15 protein-coding genes are annotated in these 18,335 nt (G+C 61.7%); 3 read left to right on the top strand and 12 right to left on the bottom strand.

What is annotated here, in order from left to right:
• Nucleotides 1-13 precede the first annotated feature (13 nt).
• Nucleotides 14-286: an HU family DNA-binding protein gene (locus tag L1F06_RS13300; protein ID WP_065985164.1), complete on the bottom strand. Its 273-nt coding sequence runs from the start codon at nucleotides 284-286 to the stop codon at nucleotides 14-16.
• Between the two features lie 413 nt (nucleotides 287-699).
• On the opposite strand from L1F06_RS13300, the gene L1F06_RS13295 reads away from it, so the two are divergent.
• From L1F06_RS13295 to L1F06_RS13285, 3 genes are all read left to right on the top strand, one after another.
• Nucleotides 700-1,185 carry a TonB-dependent receptor plug domain-containing protein gene (locus L1F06_RS13295; RefSeq protein WP_083237861.1) on the top strand — a complete coding sequence of 162 codons (486 nt, stop codon included), beginning with the start codon at nucleotides 700-702 and terminating at the stop codon, nucleotides 1,183-1,185.
• Between the two features lie 769 nt (nucleotides 1,186-1,954).
• Nucleotides 1,955-2,980: a TonB-dependent receptor domain-containing protein gene (locus L1F06_RS13290; protein ID WP_083237863.1), complete on the top strand. Its 1,026-nt coding sequence runs from the start codon at nucleotides 1,955-1,957 to the stop codon at nucleotides 2,978-2,980.
• A 272-nt stretch (nucleotides 2,981-3,252) separates the two neighbouring features.
• Complete coding sequence (locus tag L1F06_RS13285; RefSeq protein WP_065985165.1) at nucleotides 3,253-3,609, top strand: hypothetical protein; 357 nt, start codon at nucleotides 3,253-3,255, stop codon at nucleotides 3,607-3,609.
• Here the strand turns inward: L1F06_RS13285 and L1F06_RS13280 are convergent.
• The 11 genes from L1F06_RS13280 to L1F06_RS13230 form a co-directional block, all read right to left on the bottom strand.
• Nucleotides 3,600-4,730 (bottom strand): MFS transporter, encoded by a 1,131-nt coding sequence (locus L1F06_RS13280; RefSeq protein WP_435301305.1) that lies wholly within the window; start codon nucleotides 4,728-4,730, stop codon nucleotides 3,600-3,602. The two genes, L1F06_RS13285 and L1F06_RS13280, sit on opposite strands and share 10 nt — an antisense overlap.
• Before the next feature lie 197 nt (nucleotides 4,731-4,927).
• Nucleotides 4,928-5,608 carry a Fe2+-dependent dioxygenase gene (locus L1F06_RS13275; RefSeq protein WP_065985166.1) on the bottom strand — a complete coding sequence of 227 codons (681 nt, stop codon included), beginning with the start codon at nucleotides 5,606-5,608 and terminating at the stop codon, nucleotides 4,928-4,930.
• Between the two features lie 154 nt (nucleotides 5,609-5,762).
• Complete coding sequence (locus L1F06_RS13270) at nucleotides 5,763-6,476, bottom strand: response regulator transcription factor (protein WP_065985167.1); 714 nt, start codon at nucleotides 6,474-6,476, stop codon at nucleotides 5,763-5,765.
• 165 nt (nucleotides 6,477-6,641) lie between these two features.
• The gene (locus L1F06_RS13265) at nucleotides 6,642-8,819 is read right to left on the bottom strand and encodes a TonB-dependent receptor (protein ID WP_065985168.1); all 2,178 of its coding nucleotides are present in this window, start codon (nucleotides 8,817-8,819) and stop codon (nucleotides 6,642-6,644) included.
• Nucleotides 8,820-9,033: 214 nt separating this feature from the next.
• The gene (locus tag L1F06_RS13260) at nucleotides 9,034-9,849 is read right to left on the bottom strand and encodes a tetratricopeptide repeat protein (protein ID WP_065985169.1); all 816 of its coding nucleotides are present in this window, start codon (nucleotides 9,847-9,849) and stop codon (nucleotides 9,034-9,036) included.
• A 19-nt stretch (nucleotides 9,850-9,868) separates the two neighbouring features.
• Nucleotides 9,869-10,669: an ABC transporter ATP-binding protein gene (locus L1F06_RS13255; RefSeq protein WP_065985170.1), complete on the bottom strand. Its 801-nt coding sequence runs from the start codon at nucleotides 10,667-10,669 to the stop codon at nucleotides 9,869-9,871.
• 3 nt (nucleotides 10,670-10,672) lie between these two features.
• The gene (locus L1F06_RS13250; protein ID WP_065985171.1) at nucleotides 10,673-12,331 is read right to left on the bottom strand and encodes an ABC transporter permease; all 1,659 of its coding nucleotides are present in this window, start codon (nucleotides 12,329-12,331) and stop codon (nucleotides 10,673-10,675) included.
• Between the two features lie 114 nt (nucleotides 12,332-12,445).
• On the bottom strand, nucleotides 12,446-13,486 hold the full coding sequence (locus tag L1F06_RS13245) for a Fe(3+) ABC transporter substrate-binding protein (RefSeq protein ID WP_065985172.1): 1,041 nt from the start codon (nucleotides 13,484-13,486) through the stop codon (nucleotides 12,446-12,448).
• 298 nt (nucleotides 13,487-13,784) lie between these two features.
• Nucleotides 13,785-14,873: a YncE family protein gene (locus L1F06_RS13240; RefSeq protein ID WP_065985173.1), complete on the bottom strand. Its 1,089-nt coding sequence runs from the start codon at nucleotides 14,871-14,873 to the stop codon at nucleotides 13,785-13,787.
• 4 nt (nucleotides 14,874-14,877) lie between these two features.
• Complete coding sequence (locus L1F06_RS13235) at nucleotides 14,878-17,271, bottom strand: TonB-dependent siderophore receptor (RefSeq protein ID WP_083237864.1); 2,394 nt, start codon at nucleotides 17,269-17,271, stop codon at nucleotides 14,878-14,880.
• An 88-nt stretch (nucleotides 17,272-17,359) separates the two neighbouring features.
• Entirely contained in the window at nucleotides 17,360-18,334 is a 975-nt protein-coding gene (locus L1F06_RS13230; protein WP_083237865.1) for a FecR domain-containing protein, read from the bottom strand.
• Nucleotide 18,335: the final 1 nt, after the last annotated feature.

Raw genomic sequence — 18,335 nt, 5'->3', positions numbered from 1 at the left:
GTGTCGCAGGTGATTAGTTGACTGCATCCTTCAGGGTCTTGCCCGCCCGGAAGCTGGGTAGCTTGGCTGCCGCGATCTTTATCGTCGCGCCGGTCTGGGGGTTGCGACCCTCCCGTTCGGCGCGGGCTTTCACCGAGAAGGTGCCGAAGCCCACCAGCGTGACATCGTCACCTTTCTCCAGGGCGGTGGTGATACTGCTGGTGATGGCCTCCAGCGCACGGCCTGCGGTGGCTTTCGGCAGGTCGGCGGAACGCGAGATAGCTTCGATCAGCTCGGTTTTGTTCATGGCGTACTCCTGGTAGGGCTCTGAAAGGTCGGGAGTATAGCTACTGGCGGGGCCACCTCGTGCCTCATCATCCAGAAAGTCAGCTCCCTGAGCTGGTTCGTGTCGTTTCGTGATTCCACACGAGGGCGTTCTACCCAAGCGCTTTAGTGCCTGAGCCGTTCCGGTTGGACGACATCGAGCAGTGACCTGTGGCAAGCCTGAATTCAGCCTGGGATGTCCGAAATAGAGCCTCCTGCATCGGCCTCCTTGCGGCTCACCTCCCTTGGATAGCTGACTCGCTCGGTGGTGTCGTCACATATTGTTGCAAAGATATTTCCTATCACTTTGATAATCATTCCTAATTGATATTGCTGCGTGTTAGCTTCCACGCCGCCGCAGATGTGAACGCATCATGACGGCGCTTGAAGATAATAATGCCAACCAAAATCATGACCAAAGGAGAGCATATGAGAAGCACTGTCACTTCTGATCTTGCCCCCGCAGCACGTCTCACGCCGCTGGCTGCAGCACTGTTGATCGCCATGGCCCCTCCGGCGTTCGCCGAAAGCGACGTCCCCTCTCAAACCAAACAGCTGCAGCTGGACACGGTTAGCGTGATCGGTAACCCGGAGGACCCGCAGAGCTCCACCGGCTCAGCCTACGTGTTGACCGAGCGGGAGCTGGAAAAGTTCTCCTCCACCAACATCAACGACATCCTGCGTAGCGTTCCAGGGGTCTACACCCGCGAAGAGACCGGGCAGGGCGTGTTCCCGCGCATCAGTATCCGCGCCTCCTCTGCTGGTCGCAGCGACCGAATTTCGGTGCTGGAAGATGGCATCCCCGCCGCCATGTCGCCCTATGCCAACCCTCGGCCTATTACTTCCCCAACGTCGGTCGTATGCACAGCATCGAGGTGCTGAAGGGGCCGGAGATCCTGTTGCATGGCCCGCACACGACCTCTGGTGTGGTCAACCTGATCTCCACGCCGATTCCCGAAACCGCTGGTGGCAAGCTGAATGCGGAGTACGGTTCCTTCGGCACCCTCAAGTTGCATGCCAACTACGGTGCGACCGAGGGCCAGTGGGGCTTCCTGGTGGAAACCTACCAGAGCAAGGGTGATGGCTTTCACGACATCGATCGTTCCAAACACACTGCCGGACACGATATCGAGGAGTACATGGGCAAGGTGCGCTGGACCAGCGCCCCGGACGCAGCCTATTACCAGCATGTGGACGTCAAGCTGCAGTACGGTGTGGAGACTGCCGACGTCAGCTACCTGGGCCTGACCGATGCCGACTTCAAGCGCGATCCTAACCGCCGCTATGGTTTGAGCGAGCTTGAGCGGATGGATCGTGGCCGCAAGGCCGCCAGCGTGCAGCATGTGTTCGGCTTCAGCGACAACACTTTCCTCACCACCACAGGTTACTGGAGCGATACCTACCGCTACTACAACCGGCTGAACCAGATCAACGGCATCAATCTCGGCGGTGTCACCGACATCGTCAACAATGGTGGTGCAGGTGCCGACCTCATCCAGGGCATTCTCGACGGTACGGCCGATACCACCCACGCCAACGGCGTGCGCTACGGCCATAATGATCAGGCATTCGTAGCCAAAGGCGTGAAGATGGAACTGCAACACTGGTTCGAGACCGGTGCCCTGCAGCATGAGCTCATCACCGGCGTGCGTTGGCACGAGGACACCACCAAGAACGCGGTCAGGGGCGTTCCAACAGCATCTATCAGCAGGTCAATGGCAGCCTGGTTCACCAGTCCACCGGACTGGCGCCGCGGCAAGAGGGTGAGGCCGAGGCTTGGTCCGCCTGGATCGGTGATCGCATCACCTTCGGCAAGTGGAGCCTGCTGCCGATCGTCCGCTACGAAGATATCGAGACCAAGGCCAACATTGCTCACAACGCGACCCCGGCCCAGCATGCTGCGCGGAATACCAACAGCCTGAGCAAGACCACCGTGGGCCTCGGTGCCAACTACGCTCTGAACGACCAGTGGACCCTGCTGGCGGGTGTGCATGAAGGTTTTGCTCCGCCCGGCAACGGCGTTGCGGATGGTACCAAGGGCGAGGAAAGCATCAACTATGAAGGCGGTGTGCGCTATCGCAACGGTAGCTTCGGCCTGGATGCGATCGCCTTCCTCACCGATTACCAGAACGCCACTCGTCCCTGCATGGTCGCCAACCCCTGCCCGGACGGCTCGGTGGACGGCTCCCAGCAGGACGGCGAGAAGGAAGTCTATGGCCTTGAGGTCGGGATGTTCGCCGATCTGTACAGTGGTGGTGGCATCACCGTTCCGCTGCGCTTGGCCTACACCTACACGGATGGCGAGTACACTCGCGCTTCCGATAATGGTGCGGTGCTCAAGGGCGACGTCATCGAGTACACGCCGAAGCACATCGGTTCGCTGCAGGTTGGCGTCGAAGCCGATCGTGGCTGGCGCGCCTATGCTGCCCTGAACTACGCGGACAGTTCCTACACCCACAACAGGGCCGGGCGTAGCGGGGTGGATGACCGCTTCCTCAAGACCGACAGCCTGATGACGGTGAATCTGGTGGCGTCTTATCCGCTGTCGGAAGAGACCGAGGTGTATGCTCGGGTCGACAACCTGTTCGATGAGCAGGAAATCACCCACCGTGGTGCCGATGGTGCGCGTGGCAATGCGCCGCGCAGCTACGCTCTCGGTATCCGCCTGAACTTCTGATCCCCTCCGCTCTCTCCCTGTTCAACAGGGGGAGAGCTCCTTCCTGCTGGATGGCCACATCCAGGCCGTACGTCCTGTACCTAAATACAACTTCTCTCGGTATGGCCGAAGCCCTTGCTCCAGGGCTCGCCGTTCTTTATGGAAATGATTTTCTACACGTTTTGACTGTATTTTTTCTGCGCTCATACGTCTCTATTTAGTAGGCTTTTATTTCTTGGCAGGGGCAGGTGGGTAGGGATGCCCGGGCGCATATACCAACAAGGAAAATTGACATGTTAATTTCAGCTCAGCGGGTTCCTGAGCCCGAGCCGACTGCAAGCAGCGTCGAGCCTGACCCCCGGCTTATGCGTGAGCTTTTGCATGCCGCCGGGCTTCGTACCACCCTGACGCGTCAGAAGGTGGCAGCGGTGCTCTATAGCGCCGGGAAGGACGGTGTCTCCGTCAAGGACTTACACCAGAAATTGGCTGTAGCCGGCGAGCCACTGGACGTGCGCAGTGTGCGCCAAGTGCTGAGCCGCCTGAAACAGAAGGGATTGCTGGTATTGCAGGAGCGTGGTCGATATTGCTTTGCCCCAGATATTTTGTGTCCGCCGCGCAACGCTGTGCCACCAGCAGTACGTCAACCTTGATGCAGGCGTTGGTGCAGGAGTAGCAATCCAAGCAGCGTCGCTGCTGCGAAAATCGCTCCGGTCAGGAACGTGCCTTGGTAGCCGACCAGATCCCACAGCGCGCCGGCGACGATGCTGGCCAAAAGCAGGGCCAATCCAGTCAGCAGATGGAACATACCGAAGGCTGTGCCGCGCAGCTCGGCTGGTGCGTTGTCGGCGATCAGGGCAGCGAATAGCCCCTGGGTAAACCCCATGTGTAGTCCCCACAACACGACGCCGACTATCAGGCCCTCCAGTCCTGGCACGAAGGCCAGCGTCAGATCTGCCGCCAACAGCAGGGCAAGGCCCACACTGAGAACCGTCACTCGGCTGACTCGATCGGATAAGGCCCCTGCGGGATAAGCCGAAAACGAGAAGGCCAGAGCCATGACCACCAGTACGGCGGGAGCCCACATCGGTGCCAGTCCGATCGATTGCGCGCGCAGGATCAGGAAGGCTTCGCTGAAACGGGCCAGGGTGAAGATGGAGCCAATCCCGATTATCCACCAGTAGGTACTACTCAAGCGTGCCAACTCTCGGCGGCTTAATGGCGTCCTCGTCCGGGGAGTACTGTCTGGACGGTTAGGCTCCTGAACGAACAGCAACAGCACGCCAATGGACAGGAAGGCTGGTATGACCGCGATCCAGAACACCGTCTGGAAGTGGCTGGCTGTCAGCCACATCAGACCGATGGCCAGAAGCGGCCCGAGGAAGGCGCCGGCGGTGTCCAGAGCTTGGCGCAGGCCGAAGGCGGCGCCGCGCAGCGGGGCAGGGGTGATATCGGCGATCAGTGCATCGCGTGGTGCGCTGCGGATACCTTTGCCTATGCGGTCGACGAAGCGTGCTCCGACCAACCAGTCCAGCGTGGAGGCCAGCGGGAAGATTGGCTTGGTGAGGGCCGCCAGGCCGTAGCCCAAGGCGGTCAGCAGTTTGCGCTTGCCCAGTCGGTCGCTAAGGGCTCCCGAGAAGACCTTGGCAATCGAGGCGGTGGCCTGAGCGATACCTTCGATGATGCCTACGCTCAGAACCGACGCACCCAGCACTGTCACCATGTAGATAGGTAGCAGCGCGTGGATCATTTCGGAGGAAATGTCCATTAGCATCGAGACGAACCCTAAGGCCCAGATCCCGCTCGGGATCGCTCTCCAGCCAGTGGGGGCCGGTGCGGTACCTGGCGAGGCAGGGGGGGGCTCAACGGTTCTCATCATGAGGCCTCGAACCTGCGTGCGTGGGAGTCTAGCAGTGGCGCGCGCCCTGTCCCCTCTCTACCTCGGGAGGCCTCTGCACCGGCAACGCTCGGTCAGGTTATTGCCCATCGGCGTAGCAGGTTGTGGTAAGTGCCAGTGAGGCGCAATAGTGAAGGATGATCGGGGTGATCGAGGGTAAGCATCTGGATGGCCTGATCCATCTCGAACAGCATAGTACGTTGGCTGTCCTCACGAACCATGCTTTGTATCCAGAAGAAAGAAGCGATGCGAGCCCCCTTTGTAACCGGAAGAACCTTGTGAAGGCTGGTGCCTGGGTACAGCACCATGTCGCCGGCTGCCAACTTGATGCGCTGCTCACCATAGGTATCCTGGATTACCAATTCTCCGCCGTCATAGCTGGCTGGATCACTAAAGAAGACGGTTGCAGATAGATCGGTTCTTACTTGTTCCGGGCTGTTGCGAATAGGGCGTATAGCGTTATCGATATGGTAGCCAAAGTTTCCGCCGCCGGTGTAGCAGTTATAGAGCGGCGGGAAAACCTTGCTAGGCAATGCAGCTGAGTAGAAAAGAGGATTTTTCCAGATGCGCGGCAGCATCAGGCTGCTGATGGAGTTGGCCAGCTCGGAATCTTGTGGCAGCTGCAGGTTATGCTTGGCCAGGGCAGATTGATAGCCCGCCGTTGCTTTCCCGTCTGCCCAATCGGCTTGTTCTAGTGTTTGACGGATGCTGCTTGCTTCTTCTTGCGAGAAAATACCGGGTATGTGCAATAGCATGTTCTGGCGCTCCTGTGTGGTTTGCGAAAATATTGGCTGCGATTTGAAAGCTAAATAGGTTAGGAACGCACACAAGGTTTAAAGATAAGGGGTGGGGTACTGGCATGGACAAGAGAGGGACAGCCATTATCATGGCAGCCACCAGGGTAGGTGGCTAGTGAGGTGCTTTCCTCAGTACATAGCCTTGGCGAAATGCCGTAAGAAGATTGTAGTCTGTGCAGTTGGCTTTCTGCATTTTGCGCCGGATGTTGCTGACGTGCATATCCAATACGCGATCAGTAGGGCTTAACGTCCTGTTCAAAACCTGCTGGTACAGAATGGTCTTGCTCAGTACAGACTCCCGGTGGTACCAGAAACTGCGCAATAAGCGAAATTCAGTGCTCGTTAGTTCTAGCCAGTTCTGCTCGTAACGTACATCGGATCGCTTTGCGTCGAAATAGAACGGGCTGTCAGTGTCTTCAAGGCGTTTGTTCTGGCACGAAAAGCGTTCAATTTGTACGCGCTTCAACAAGGCATTTATCCTGGCGCACAAGATGGGCATGTTGAACGGTTTCAGCACGTAGTCGTCGGCACCATATGTGAAGCCGGCCAGGCACTCTTGCTCTTCATATTTGGCGGACAGCAGAATAGTGGGAGTGAACTTTTTGCTGTGAACCTCTTTCAGTATGTCCAGGCTGTCTCGGTCAGGCATCCGCGTATTCAGCAGGATAAGATCGAACTCGAAATGCAATGCCATGTTCTCGCCATCTTTTCCTGTTTGGCACCACGTGGCTTCAAAGCCCTGCTGATTTAGATGTGTGTAAAGGTACTGTCCAAGAGTTGGGTCATGCTCGATGATCAGTAGATGCTGAATACCGGATAGCGACATGGAGGGCCACGCTGTCTAGAAATTAGGTGCTATAAGTCGTGGGAAATTATACGTCTGCGGGCAGAATCCTACGCAAGCATGTTTGCTTACGCAGAGCGGGGCTTGTTCTATACGGAAGATCCCGAATAGAAAAGCCCCGCTTTGCCACATGGATGAGAGCCTGGCTTAGAACCTGAAGTTCGCTGTCAGCTCGGCGGAGCGGCCAGGAGCAACGACGGCGAACAAACCGACATGGGAGGCATCGTAGATGGTCTCGTCGGTCAGGTTGAGTACGTTCAGTTGCAGATCGAGGTTCTCGTTCACCTTGTAGCCAACCATGGCATCGTAGCGCCAGTAGTCGTCCACGGTGATGGTGTTGGCGTCGTTCATATAACGCTCGTCCATATAGTTCGCACCAGCGCCAACCGTCCAGCGATCAGTGAGGGCATAGGTGGTCCACAGACTGAAGCTGTGCGGGGCGATGAACTTGGCCTGGTTGCCATCGTTGGCACCATTGCCGCCAGCCTTGACCACCTCGGCATCCAGGTAGGTGTAACCGCCCCATACGGACCAGGCGTCGGTAAGCCTGCCAGTGGCGCCCAGTTCGATACCAGTAACCTTCTGGTCGCCGTCCAGAACGATGTCACCCGTAACGGGGTCGGTAACCCGCGCATTGGTCTTCTCGGTACGGAATACCGCCGCTGTCAGCGACAGCTGCTGGTTGAGCAGATCCCACTTGGTACCCAGTTCCAGGCTGCGGCTCTTCTCCGGATCGAGGCCATCCTTGCCGTTGAGCAAGTTGCCCGCTCCCGCCCCATCGGCTCCGCCCGACTGGGTATTTTCGCCCGAGGGATTGGACGATGTGCCGTAGGACAGGTAAATGCTGCCGTAGGGGAGCGGTTTGAAGACAATACCCGCCTGGTAGTTCCAGAGATTGCTGGAAGACTTGGCCCCGTTGGGGACGCGATCCTTGACCTCGTAGTCGTCGTAACGCAGGCCCAGGTTCAGATCCCACTGTTCATGCAGGCTGATGGTATCGAAAGCGTAGACCGAGACGACATCGGTCTGGAACTTGCTCGCGGTTTGGCCGTCGCCCCGAGAGACTGTCCAATCATCAGCATGGGGATTGGGATTCTGTAGGTCGTTGGTGGTGTTGTTGCCCGTATATTTGTTTTTGTTCTCGATGGTTTCCCGGCTCAGCTCCAGGCCGCTAGCAAAACTGTGCTTCATACCACCCAGTTCAAACTCGCCGAACAGGTCGGTCTGGTTGATCAACGAGGTGTTTTCCACGTAGCGGGAGCGGAAGGCGTTCCCCACCAAGCCATTCTGCTCTTGTGCGACGTTGGCAAAGACCGGCCGACCCATGATGTAGTCCTGCATGGTATCGGCATGGCGCAGAGTGTTGCGCAGGGTCAGGGTATCGCTGAAATCGTGCTCAACGGCGAGGGTGGTGATTTCCGCGGAGGTTTCGCGGAAATCGCGGTTGGCTCGACCATAGAAATTTTCGCGGTCAACATCGACCGGCTTCATGGTAATCAAGGAAACAGGGTGGCCCTGATCCGGGATGTCATCGCTTTTCAGGTGATAGTAGCTGGCGGTCACCCGGGTCGGGCCGGACAGGCCCCAGGTGATGGTGGGGGCGATACCCCAGCGGCTGACCTCGGCCACATCGCGGCCGGGGGTGTCGGCTTCATGCTTCATCGCGTTCAGGCGGAAGGCGATGTCCTGTTCTTGGAGGTAGTGGTTGGTGTCGACCGTGGTTCGCCAAAGGCTGTCGGTTCCCATTGTCACGCTGCCGGCTACGAAGCTGTCCACCTGGGCTTTCTTGGTCACCAGGTTGATGCTGCCCCCTGTCGAGCCACGGCCGGTATAAGCCGAGCCAGGACCTTTGACGATCTCGACACTTTCGAGGTTGAAGGCTTCGTGGCTTGCCCGGCCCAGGTCGCGGAGACCGTCGACATGAATATCGGTGCTGGCCTCGAAGCCACGAATGAACGGCCTGTCCCCGAGCGGCGTTCCGCCTTCCCCGGCACCGAGGGTAACCCCTGGAACAGTGCGCAGCACCTCGGTCAGAGAGGCGGCCCCGCGGTCCTTGATCAGTTCCTCATTGATGATCGTGATCGACTTGGGGGTTTCCCGAAGAGGGCTGGTAAATTTCGTGGAAGAGGCATGATCGACCTTGTAGGTGTCATGCTGGGTGCCGATGATGTCGAGAGCTTCGAGCTCGACCGTCGACTCCTGCTGCTTGGGCTCTTCGCCCGCAGTCGCAGCCAGGCCCAGGGAAGACCATGATGCGATTGCCAAACCGAGGGCGGAACGGGCTGAGATTGAGTTGGGTAGTCCTGCGGTGTGCTTGAGACTCATGTGTGTGCATCGCTCGTTTTATGAGAATGATGCGCAATTGTTTTTTTGTTGCCTTTTGAGATCAAGCACACTTACAACATTTACGAATTTGGGTTGCACTTTGCGGCTATGAAGCGGTCACGCGCTGCCGCTCCAGCCCCAGGCTTCTGGGGCGCTGGCTGTGACTACGGTATGGCGGGCAGGTTCGTAACCATGCTGTAAAGGGGGGGCACGCTCAGGTGTTGATTTGCTGTGGCTGGCCGGCGATATGTTCCTCCAGTGCCTGCTTGTCCGTCTCGTCCCCGATTTCAGCGGCTCGGGCGTAGTAGGCGAGGGCGATGGCGCGAACTGCTGTGGAATCCGCGAGGGATAGACTTGCACGACCGAAACGGAGGAAATTGAGGTTGCCGGTGCGTAGGGCCTCCAGCAGCCAGTGCTGTGCTTGTTCAAGCTGCCTGTCTTCCGCCAGAACGGCCGCATAGCTGAACTGGCCTCGGAAGTCCCCGGCCTCGGCCGAGCGCTTGTACCATTTCCGCGCGAGTGCTGGATTGCGAGGCACCGTGATGCCTTCCTCGTGGTAGCGGCCAACCAGGTTCATGGACTTGGCGTGTCCGGCTTCGGCTGCGCGCAGATAGAGGGCGTAGGCCTGGCAGTCGTCCCTGGGAACGCCTCGGCCGGTGGCCAGTAGCCCAGCGTAGTTGTACATGGCCCAGTCGAGTCCTGCTGCAATTGCTCGCCGGTAGTGTGCCGCTGCGGCCGAGTGATCCTGCTCGCCACCCCAGCCATGCTCCAGGCAGCGTCCCAGCATATTGTGGGCTGCGGGGTCATCGCTGTTCTGAATGGCGATCTTGAACCATTGCCTCGCCAGCTCTTGATCCTGGGTGATGCCCTGGCCGTTCAGCAGGATCTGTCCCAGCAGCGTTTGGGCCTGCGTAGAGCCCGTGCGGGCTGCGGAGAGTATGGCGTTTGCGGCGCTGGCGGGATCGGCGTTCAGCAGCGCGCCCAGTTCCTCATGGCTCAGCGTATTGCGACGTATCAGAAAAGCGTTCATGCCCTAGTGCCGGAATTGGTTAGACGATCTGTGCATGGTCCAGCTCGCCGCTGAGGAAGCGATGCACGTAGCTCGATGCGGGTTTGGCGCGTAGCGTGGCGGGGCTTGCCCATTGCTCCAGGTGCCCGTCGCGCATGACGCCGATCTGGTCGGCCATGGCGAACGCTTCGTCCTGATTGTGGGTGACCACGATCGCCGTATGGTTGGTGGCCTTGATGATGTCGCGCACTTCGCTGGCGAGGTGCTCGCGCGTGTTCACATCGAGGTTGGAGAACGGCTCGTCGAGTAGGAGCAGCTCGGGGGAGGGCGCCAGCGCTCTAGCCAGGGCCACGCGCTGCTGCTGGCCGCCGGAGAGCTCGTGCGGGTAGCGCCCGCCGACCCCTGGCAGGTGCACGATTTCCAGCATTTCCGCCACGCGTTCCTCGCGCTGTTTGCGGGACACGCCCCTGACGCCGAAGCCCACGTTCTCGCTGATCGTCAGGTGCGGGAACAGCGCATAGTCCTGGAACATCATGCCGATGCGCCGATCCTCGGGTGCGACATGCTGGGTCGGCGAGGACAGGGTCTTGTCGTCGAGGGCCAGGCGGCCTGCCAGCACCGGCTCGAACCCGGCGATCGCCCTGAGAATGGTCGACTTGCCACAACCGGACGGCCCCAGCAGGCAACCGACCTGGCCTCTTGCGAGTGTCAGGGAAAAGTCATGAATCACGTCCAGGGCGCCCTTGGGGGTGTCGTAGGCGACCCGGAGGTGGGACAGCTCCAGGAACGCGTGATTGTCGCTCGCGCTGTGGTGTGGGGTGTGGAGTTGAGAGGGTCTCATGGGTCAGCGTCCATAGGATAGGTTGGCACGCGCAAGGAGGATCACCGGGAGCAGGCCGGCGAGTACGATGGCCACCGCAGCCACCGCGCCTTCCTCGTAGGTGCCCCGCGAAGCCTCCGCGTACAGCCAGGTGGACAGGGTGTCGAAGTTGAGCGGGCGCAGCAGCAGGGTCGCCGGCAGCTCCTTCATCGCATCGACGAATACCAGCAGGGCGCTCGCAGCGAGGGCGGGGCGTATGAGTGGTAGGTGAACGCGGCGCAGGGTTCCCCCCGGGCGCTCGCCCAGGGTGCGGGCGGCGTGTTCGAGGGAGGCCGGAACGCGGGTCAGCCCGGCCTCCACCGCGCCGATCGGAATGGCGAGGAAGCGGATGGTATAGGCAATGACCAGCAGGCCGATGGAGCCCATCAGGAACAGGCGCTGCCCTCCTAGCAGCCCGCCGAGGAGTTCCTCGATGAGCATCACCGGGGCCAGCAGGCCGATGGCCAGCACGGTGCCCGGCACGGCATAGCCCAGGCTGCCGATCCGCGCGAACGTCCGCGCCGGTTGGCGCCATGCGCTTTCGCGCAGGGTGCGGCTGGCCCAGGCGACCATCAGGCCGGCCGCCAGGGTGACCACCGTGGCCAATGACGCGATCAGTACCGTATTGACCAGGCTGCTGATCAGGCTGTCGGACACCCCGCCCATCTTGTGCAGGCGTTGCCAGGCCTCCATCACCAGGTACGTGGCCGGTATCGCGAAGCCGATGAGAATCGGCAGAAATCCGAGCAGGAGCGCGGTTGCAGCGGCGGGGCCATGCAATACACGGGGACGCATCGGCTGCATGCGCTGGGTGTTGGAGAAGCGTTGGCGCGCGCGGCCTCTGCGTTCCATGAGGATCAGCCCGACGATGATGAGCAGCATCGTCAGCGCTATCTGGGCCGCCGCGGCCAGGTCCGAACGTGCGGTCCAGGAGGTGTATACCGTCACCGTCAGGGTTTTCACGCCGAGAAAGGTGGAGGCGCCAATGTCGTTCAGGGCCTCCAGCAGGGCCAGGCTCAGGCCGATGGCCCAGGCTGGCCTGGCCAGGGGCAGGACGATGCGGCGGAATACCTCGGGCCGCCTGGCGCCAAGCGTCCGCGCGGCTTCCAGCAGGTTGGCCGCTTGCGTGAGGAACATGGCGCGCATGGTGAGGTAGACGTACGGGTACAGCACGAAACCCAGCACGAGTATGGCGCCGGCCATGTTGCGTATGTCCGGCAGCCTGAACTCGCGGGGGCTGCTGTAGCCCAGCCAGTCGCGCAGAGTCGACTGCACCGGGCCGATCGGGTGCAGGATGTCCAGATAGGAATAAGCCATGATGTAGGTGGGCACGGCCAGGGGCAGCAGGAGCGCCCAGTGGAGTATGCCCCGCCCAGGAAATTCATAGGCGGTTACCAGCCACGCGCTGCCGACCCCCAGCAGGGTCACCAGCACGCCGACGCCGGCCAGCAGGATCAGCGTGTCGCGCAAGGCCGTAGGGATGACATTGTTGGCCAGGTGCTGCCAGTGGGTGAGGTCGCCGCCGAAGGCGTGCCAGATCAGCGCAGCGATCGGCGCAATGACCGTGGCAGCGACGAGCAGTGCGCCAGCTGGTGCCCATAGGCCACGTACGGCGCGGGAAAAGCGGAAATTGTAGACTGTCATCAGCGTGGCTAGTTGGAGAGCGGGTGCGTCAGCCAGAAGCGGGGCCTTCGCAATGACCAAAGCCCCCGGCTGGATCGCGGCAAGCCGATCCAGCCGGGGGCTTTATTGGTGGCATCAGTTATCGAAGCCGACCTTGTCCACCAGTTCACTCGCCTGCTTGCGGTACTTGGCGACTTCGGCGATGTTGAGCGTGTCGACCTTCAGCGGGCCCAGTGCGGCCATGACCGGGTCGACCTGGACGCCGTCGCGAACCGGATACTCGTAGTTCGCATTGGCATAGATCGCCTGGGCGGCTGGCGAGACCAGGTACTCCAGGAACTTGACCGCGTTGTCGCGATTGGGCGCGTTTTTCGCCAGGGAGGCTCCGGTGATGTTGACGTGCGTGCCGCCGTCGGTGCTGTTGGCGAAGGTCGGGCGGACTACCTTGATGGCATTGCCCCAAGCGCGATCCTCGGAACCCTCTGCCGCATTCTTCATCTGGCCGACATAGTAGGCGTTAGCGATGCCGATATCGCAGATGCCGCCCAGGATGTCGCGGGCGACGTTGCGGTCGCCACCTGTGGCCGTGCGCGCCAGGTTCTGCTTGACGCCTTCGAGCCAGGCCTGGGTGGCCTCCGCGCCGTCATGGGCGATCTTGGCCGCGATCAGGGCGGTGTTGTAGGGATGCTGACCCGAGCGGATGCAGACCTTGCCTTTCCACTTCGGATCGGCGAGTTCTTCATAGGTGAAGCTGGAGATCGGCAGATCCTTGTCGGCATACAGGACGCGATCACGCAGGGACAGGGCGAACCATTGCCCATCCTGGCCGCGAAGGTTGGCCGGAATGACCTGTTCCAGGGTTGGCGATTGCAGCGGCTGGGTGACGCCGCCGTCGACCAGATCCAGCAGGTTGCCGATGTCGACCGTCATCAGCACGTCGGCGGGAGAGCGCTGGCCTTCCGCCTGAACCCGCTCCAGCAGGCCTTCCACGATGAAGATCGTCTTGACCTGGATGCCGCTTTCCTTGGTGAACGCATCCAGCAGCGGCTGGATCAGCGTGGCTTCACGGGTGGTGTAGAGGTTCACCTCTTCCGCCAGTGCATGTGGAGCAGCCATCGCCGTTGTGGCGGCAAGCGCCGCTGCAGCCAGCTGAGTCGGCAGAAATCTTTTTGACATTATCTTCTCCTTCGTAGAATGGGTCAGAACAACAGCGCTAAATCCGTAGGCAAATGCTCCGAAGAGCCGATCATGTCTAACGTGGACTAGATGGCGGAGAGGGCAAATGCGCGGGTGATCTAATCACAAGCTAATAGCGAATTATAGTCATTAAGCTTGGGCGTCAGGTTAATTTTTTGTTGGTAGCGGAGCCGTATTCCAGTACGTGAGGCAGCCGAGGTTTGGCCAGGTCGGTCAGTGCGGTTGACCGGCCTGGCTCACGGATGTAATTCCAGCCCGCGTGGATTCGGGCCACTGCTCAGCGGTTCGGTGTTTCAGGGGAGGCGAGCGTCAGGATGCTGAAGGTATCGGCATGGAAGATAGGGTCGGGCTTGGCATTGGCCTCATCCGGTGCCGGCTGGGTGAAGTCCATGGTGAACAGGTGGACGCGGCCACGAGCGGCATCGTAGACCATGTTGTGTGCCCAGGGGCGGGTACCGACACTGCCCCGTGCCCGGTAACGGCCATCGGTGCCGCGTTCGACCACCGTCAGGCTGGCGTCGGGGCCGCTGGGAATCAGCAGGCGGCCCAGGTCTTCGTCGAAGGCCATGACATTCACCGCTCGATCCACTGGCAGAGTGGTGAGTACGTTGCCAGTGGCCAGGTCGACCACCAGCAGCGTCGGTGTTTCCCCACGGCAGGCCACGAACAGACGCTGGTGGCGTTCGTCCGCCGCTACGGCGCTGGGTTTGCTGCAGGCCGCGAAGCGCCAGGTGCGATGGTGCTGCAGGGCCTCGCCGGATAGCAGGGCCACCTGATCCTCGTCGCGTAGTGGCAGTACTAATTCGCCGCTGCGTAGCAGCAGTGGCGCGTCGAGCTTGCGGACCGGCAATTCGTGGCTGGCGACGATGCGTTCCTGGGCAGGGTCGAACAGGTACAGGGTGGAGCTCTCTGCGCGCCGGCCGCTGGTGATCAGCACCCGCTTGCGTTCGCTGTCGTAGAGCAGGTTGTTGAGGTTGCCGGCGTCCACCGGCAGGCGCTTCAGCAGGGTCATGTCGTCGAGACGGAGAATGCCGAGCGTGCCGTCCATGTTGGCCACGTAGGCCCGGTTCAGTTCCGGTGCGAAGGCCACCGCATTGGCGCCCTGCGTTTCGTCAAGCTGCTTCACCAGCACCTGGCGTTCGATGTCGAACACGCTGAGGCCGTTCTCCCTTCGGGCGAGGAACAGGTAAGGGCGGGTGGGATCGAGCGCGGCGAAGCCCCAGCTGTGTCCGCTGCCGGCGAGCACGTGGATCGCCTCGGTGCTGTACAGCAGCTCCTGCGCTGGGGCATCGGCAGCGGCTGAGCCCAGAGTGGTCACGAGCAGCAGCCCGCCGATCAGTCGTGATGGTGTGATCAGGGTGCGCATGGTTTCAGAACTCCAGGGTGGTGGAGAGAATGAACTGCCGGCTGTCGCCCATCGAGACGAAATAGCGATTGGCGCTGGAGGTGTAATAGGTGCGGTCGAACAGGTTCTTCACGTTGAGTTGCACGCGCAGATTGTGCTCGTCGATCTTGGTGTCGTAGCTGAGAAAGGCATCGGCCACGGTGTAGGACGGCAACTCGAAGGAGTTGGCCGAGTCCCCGGGGCGCTCGCCGACATGGCGGGCGCCGCCGCCCAGGCGCAATCTGTCGCCGCCGAGGAGCGGGCCGGCGTCGTACACCGCCGACAGCGACGCGGTGCGCCGCGCCACGTTCCATAGGCGGTTACCCTGGTACAGCGGATCGTCGGTGGTTTTGGCGTCGAGCAGGGCAAGGCTGCCGATCAGGCTCCAGCGTTCGTTCAGTTCACCGCTGACGTCCAGTTCGATGCCGCGCGAGCGCGCCGCGCCGGACGTATGCCAGTCGGTGAGGTTGGTCGCCGTGTTGTACTGGGAAACCAGCACGTTCTTCTTGTCGATGTCGAAGAAAGCCAGGGTGCCGGTGATTCGGCCGGGAATCTCCAGCTTGGCGCCCAGCTCGTAGGATTTGGCCTGCTCGGGCAGCACGCTGGAATCGATGACCACGCCGCTGCTGAGCGGGGCGATGCTGGACGTCGGTTTGAGCGACTCGGTGTAGCTGCCGTAGAACGACAGTTCGTCGTTCCAGCGGTAGACCAGGCCGAGTCGTGGCAGGAGTTCCTGCCCGCTGGTGTTGGTGTTGGCCCTGAACGGGCGGCCGCGGCCAGCGATCTGGTCGTAGGTCTGGAAGCGTGCGCCGGCCACCAGAATCCAGCGTTCGCCCAGGTACAGAGCGTCCTGCACGAAGACCGAGTTGTTGCGCAGCTTGTCGGTCTGGTCGCTGTCGCTGGCGGAGACGGTGCTCGACGGGCGTTGGAGGCCGTACACCGGGTTCAGATAGTTGAAGCCCGCCGTCACTGCCTCGCGCAACAGGTCTTCGCGGTAGATCTTGCGCTTCTCGTCGTCGATGCCGAGCAGGAGGTCGTTCTGCAGTCCGAGCAGCCGGAAGCTGCCCTGCAGGCGGGCGATCGCATAGCTGTCGCTGCTGACCGCGCCATGGGTCGCATCGTTGCTGCGCGCGACGGCGCCCGTATCGGCGTTAATGCCGTTGATCCGTAGTTGGTTGGCGTCGTAGGTCTCGCGGTTCCAGCTGTAGCCGAAGTGGCCTTTCCAGTTGTCGTTGAACTGATGGTCGAGGGTGAGCTGGGTCAGCTCGGAGCGGCCTTCCATTTCGTTGAAGGGCTCGTCCAGGCGGCGGGTGCGCGGAATGTCCAGTGGCCGGTCGGTGCGTGGGTCGAGCGCCGTACCCCGGTCGAACGGGGTGAGGTACTCGCGGTATTCATAGGACAACACCACCTGGGTGGTTTCGCCATACCAGGCCAGGGATGGCGCAACCAGCTTTTCACGGCGCGTGCCGAAGTTGCGCCAGTAGTCTTCATCTTCGTAATCGAGTACCAGGCGATAGGCCAGGCCGTTGTCGCCGAGGGCTCCGGTGCTGTCCAGCGTGCCGCCACCGCCGTTCCGGCCATGGGCGTAGCCCGAGGCGCGTGCGCTGATGGCGTTGTACGCCTGCAACTCGGGACGCTTGCTGACCACGTTGATTACGCCTCCCGGGTCCATGATGCCGTAGAGCAGCGATGCCGGCCCCTTGAGCACCTCGACGCTGTCCGCCGTCGCGCCGAAGCCACGACCCTGTACCAGCGGCATGCCGTTGCGCATGATCGAGCCGTCGCGATTGCCGCCGAAGCCACGCTTCATGATGGTGTCTTGGGTCGATGCCAGGGTGTTGCCCTGGGTGATACCGCTGACGTTGCCGAGAGCGTCGTCGAGGTTGCGTGGCCTTTGGTCACGCAGAACCTGGGCCGGTACTACGTTGACCACTTGCGGGACTTCCAGGGGGGAGGCGTCGCTGCGCAGGATCGATGTGGTCGTGGATGGCTGATAGCTGGTGCTGCGGTTGCTGGCTTCGATGTGCATGGGGCTCAACTCCAGCCCGCTCGCGCTCAGTGCCTCCAGCACGTAGCTGCCGTCGGCCTGGCGCCGCACCGCTAGGCCATGGCCGCGCAGCAGCTCGGCCAGGCCAGCGTCCGTGTCGTAGTCGCCGCTCAGGCCCTGCCCATCACGCCCGTCGGTCAGGGCTGCATTGCCGACCAGTATGATGCCGGCCTGCTCGGCGAACTGCGCCAATTGCACGGTCAACGCGCCGGGGGCGATGGCGTATTGGCGTGGAGCATCCGCGAAGCCGGCCGAGCTGTGCAACAGCCCGCCGTAGACGAGGGTGATAGCCAGTGCCAGTGGGCGCAGGGGGAGGGACGTAGAAGGGGGCATGCTCGGTCTCCGTAGGGAAAACATCGTGGTTTGCTTCCTACACCGAACAGCTCATGAAAAAAGGGAACCGGCAGATGGAGTTTTTTGCTCAGGCCTGTGCCTCGATGATCACCCACCAGGGCATGATGCGGCGGATACGCACTGGCAGCACCTGTGGCAGCATGTCCAGAGCTTGCTCGGTATCTGCCAGCGGGAAGCTGCCGACCACGCGCAGCGTGGCGACTTCCGGGCTGCAGCCCAGGTAGCCGTGGCGATGGCGGCCAAGCTCCTCGACGAAGCGGCTCAGCGACACACCCTCGGCGACGTAGACCCCCCGGGTCCAAGAGCGGCGGGCGGCTTCCACCTGTTGCGGCGCGCCGAGTTCGCCGGTAGGGGAGACGGTCAACTGCATGCCCTGTTCCACGCGCGCCTTGGCACCGCTGGTGCTGGTCACCTCGGCCGTTCCGGCGAATACGCTCAGGCACAGGCCGTCGTTCTGGTGACACAGGCCGAAGGTGGCACGCTCGCCGGCCACTTCGCCGTGACGGGTTGTCACCCGTACCGGGCCACGCGGATCGCCGCTCGCCTCCAGCAGTATCTCCCCGGCCCGCAGGTGCAGCAGGCGCTGATCCTGGCCGTAGTCGACATCGAGGGCGGAAAGGGTGTTCAGCCAGGCCCGGCTGCCATCGGTCAGCGTCAGGTCGCGGCGCTCGCCGGTGGACGTGGCGTGTTCGGCGGTCAGCGCGACGAGATGGTCGGCCAGTGGGGTGTCGCGTAGCGTACGCCAGCCGAGCAGGCCGCCGGCCGCCAGTACGCCGATCGAGAGCAGTACGCGCCGTCGGCCGATGTGCGTGTTGCCCGGCGCCTGCAGGGCATTGTAGGCAGGTTCCTGGCGGCCCGCCTCGCGAAACGGCGTGAAGCGTGCACTGACCCGCTCCACCACGCCCCAGGCCTGAAGGTGCGCTGGGTCCTCCGCCAGCCAGCGGCGCCAGGCGGCCTGCTGTGCCTCGTCGGCGGTCTCGTTATAGAGCCGCGCATACCAGTCGGCGGCCTGCTGCAGGTGCTGGAAATGCGCTTCGGCCACT

The organism is Pseudomonas hydrolytica, from assembly GCF_021495345.1.
Classification (GTDB): domain Bacteria; phylum Pseudomonadota; class Gammaproteobacteria; order Pseudomonadales; family Pseudomonadaceae; genus Aquipseudomonas; species Aquipseudomonas hydrolytica.
This window is presented reverse-complemented; position numbering and strand designations above follow the sequence as displayed.

What these genes read in the sequence shown, in the direction of transcription:
- L1F06_RS13260 (WP_065985169.1), bottom strand. Translation starts at nt 9,849, where the DNA reads ATGAACGCTTTTCTGATACGTCGCAATACGCTGAGCCATGAGGAACTG.
- L1F06_RS13240 (WP_065985173.1), bottom strand. Translation starts at nt 14,873, where the DNA reads ATGCGCACCCTGATCACACCATCACGACTGATCGGCGGGCTGCTGCTC.
- L1F06_RS13285 (WP_065985165.1), top strand. Translation starts at nt 3,253, where the DNA reads ATGTTAATTTCAGCTCAGCGGGTTCCTGAGCCCGAGCCGACTGCAAGC.
- L1F06_RS13270 (WP_065985167.1), bottom strand. Translation starts at nt 6,476, where the DNA reads ATGTCGCTATCCGGTATTCAGCATCTACTGATCATCGAGCATGACCCA.
- L1F06_RS13275 (WP_065985166.1), bottom strand. Translation starts at nt 5,608, where the DNA reads ATGCTATTGCACATACCCGGTATTTTCTCGCAAGAAGAAGCAAGCAGC.
- L1F06_RS13255 (WP_065985170.1), bottom strand. Translation starts at nt 10,669, where the DNA reads ATGAGACCCTCTCAACTCCACACCCCACACCACAGCGCGAGCGACAAT.
- L1F06_RS13235 (WP_083237864.1), bottom strand. Translation starts at nt 17,271, where the DNA reads ATGCCCCCTTCTACGTCCCTCCCCCTGCGCCCACTGGCACTGGCTATC.
- L1F06_RS13280 (WP_435301305.1), bottom strand. Translation starts at nt 4,730, where the DNA reads ATGCTAATGGACATTTCCTCCGAAATGATCCACGCGCTGCTACCTATC.
- L1F06_RS13250 (WP_065985171.1), bottom strand. Translation starts at nt 12,331, where the DNA reads ATGACAGTCTACAATTTCCGCTTTTCCCGCGCCGTACGTGGCCTATGG.
- L1F06_RS13265 (WP_065985168.1), bottom strand. Translation starts at nt 8,819, where the DNA reads ATGAGTCTCAAGCACACCGCAGGACTACCCAACTCAATCTCAGCCCGT.
- L1F06_RS13295 (WP_083237861.1), top strand. Translation starts at nt 700, where the DNA reads ATGCCAACCAAAATCATGACCAAAGGAGAGCATATGAGAAGCACTGTC.
- L1F06_RS13300 (WP_065985164.1), bottom strand. Translation starts at nt 286, where the DNA reads ATGAACAAAACCGAGCTGATCGAAGCTATCTCGCGTTCCGCCGACCTG.
- L1F06_RS13245 (WP_065985172.1), bottom strand. Translation starts at nt 13,486, where the DNA reads ATGTCAAAAAGATTTCTGCCGACTCAGCTGGCTGCAGCGGCGCTTGCC.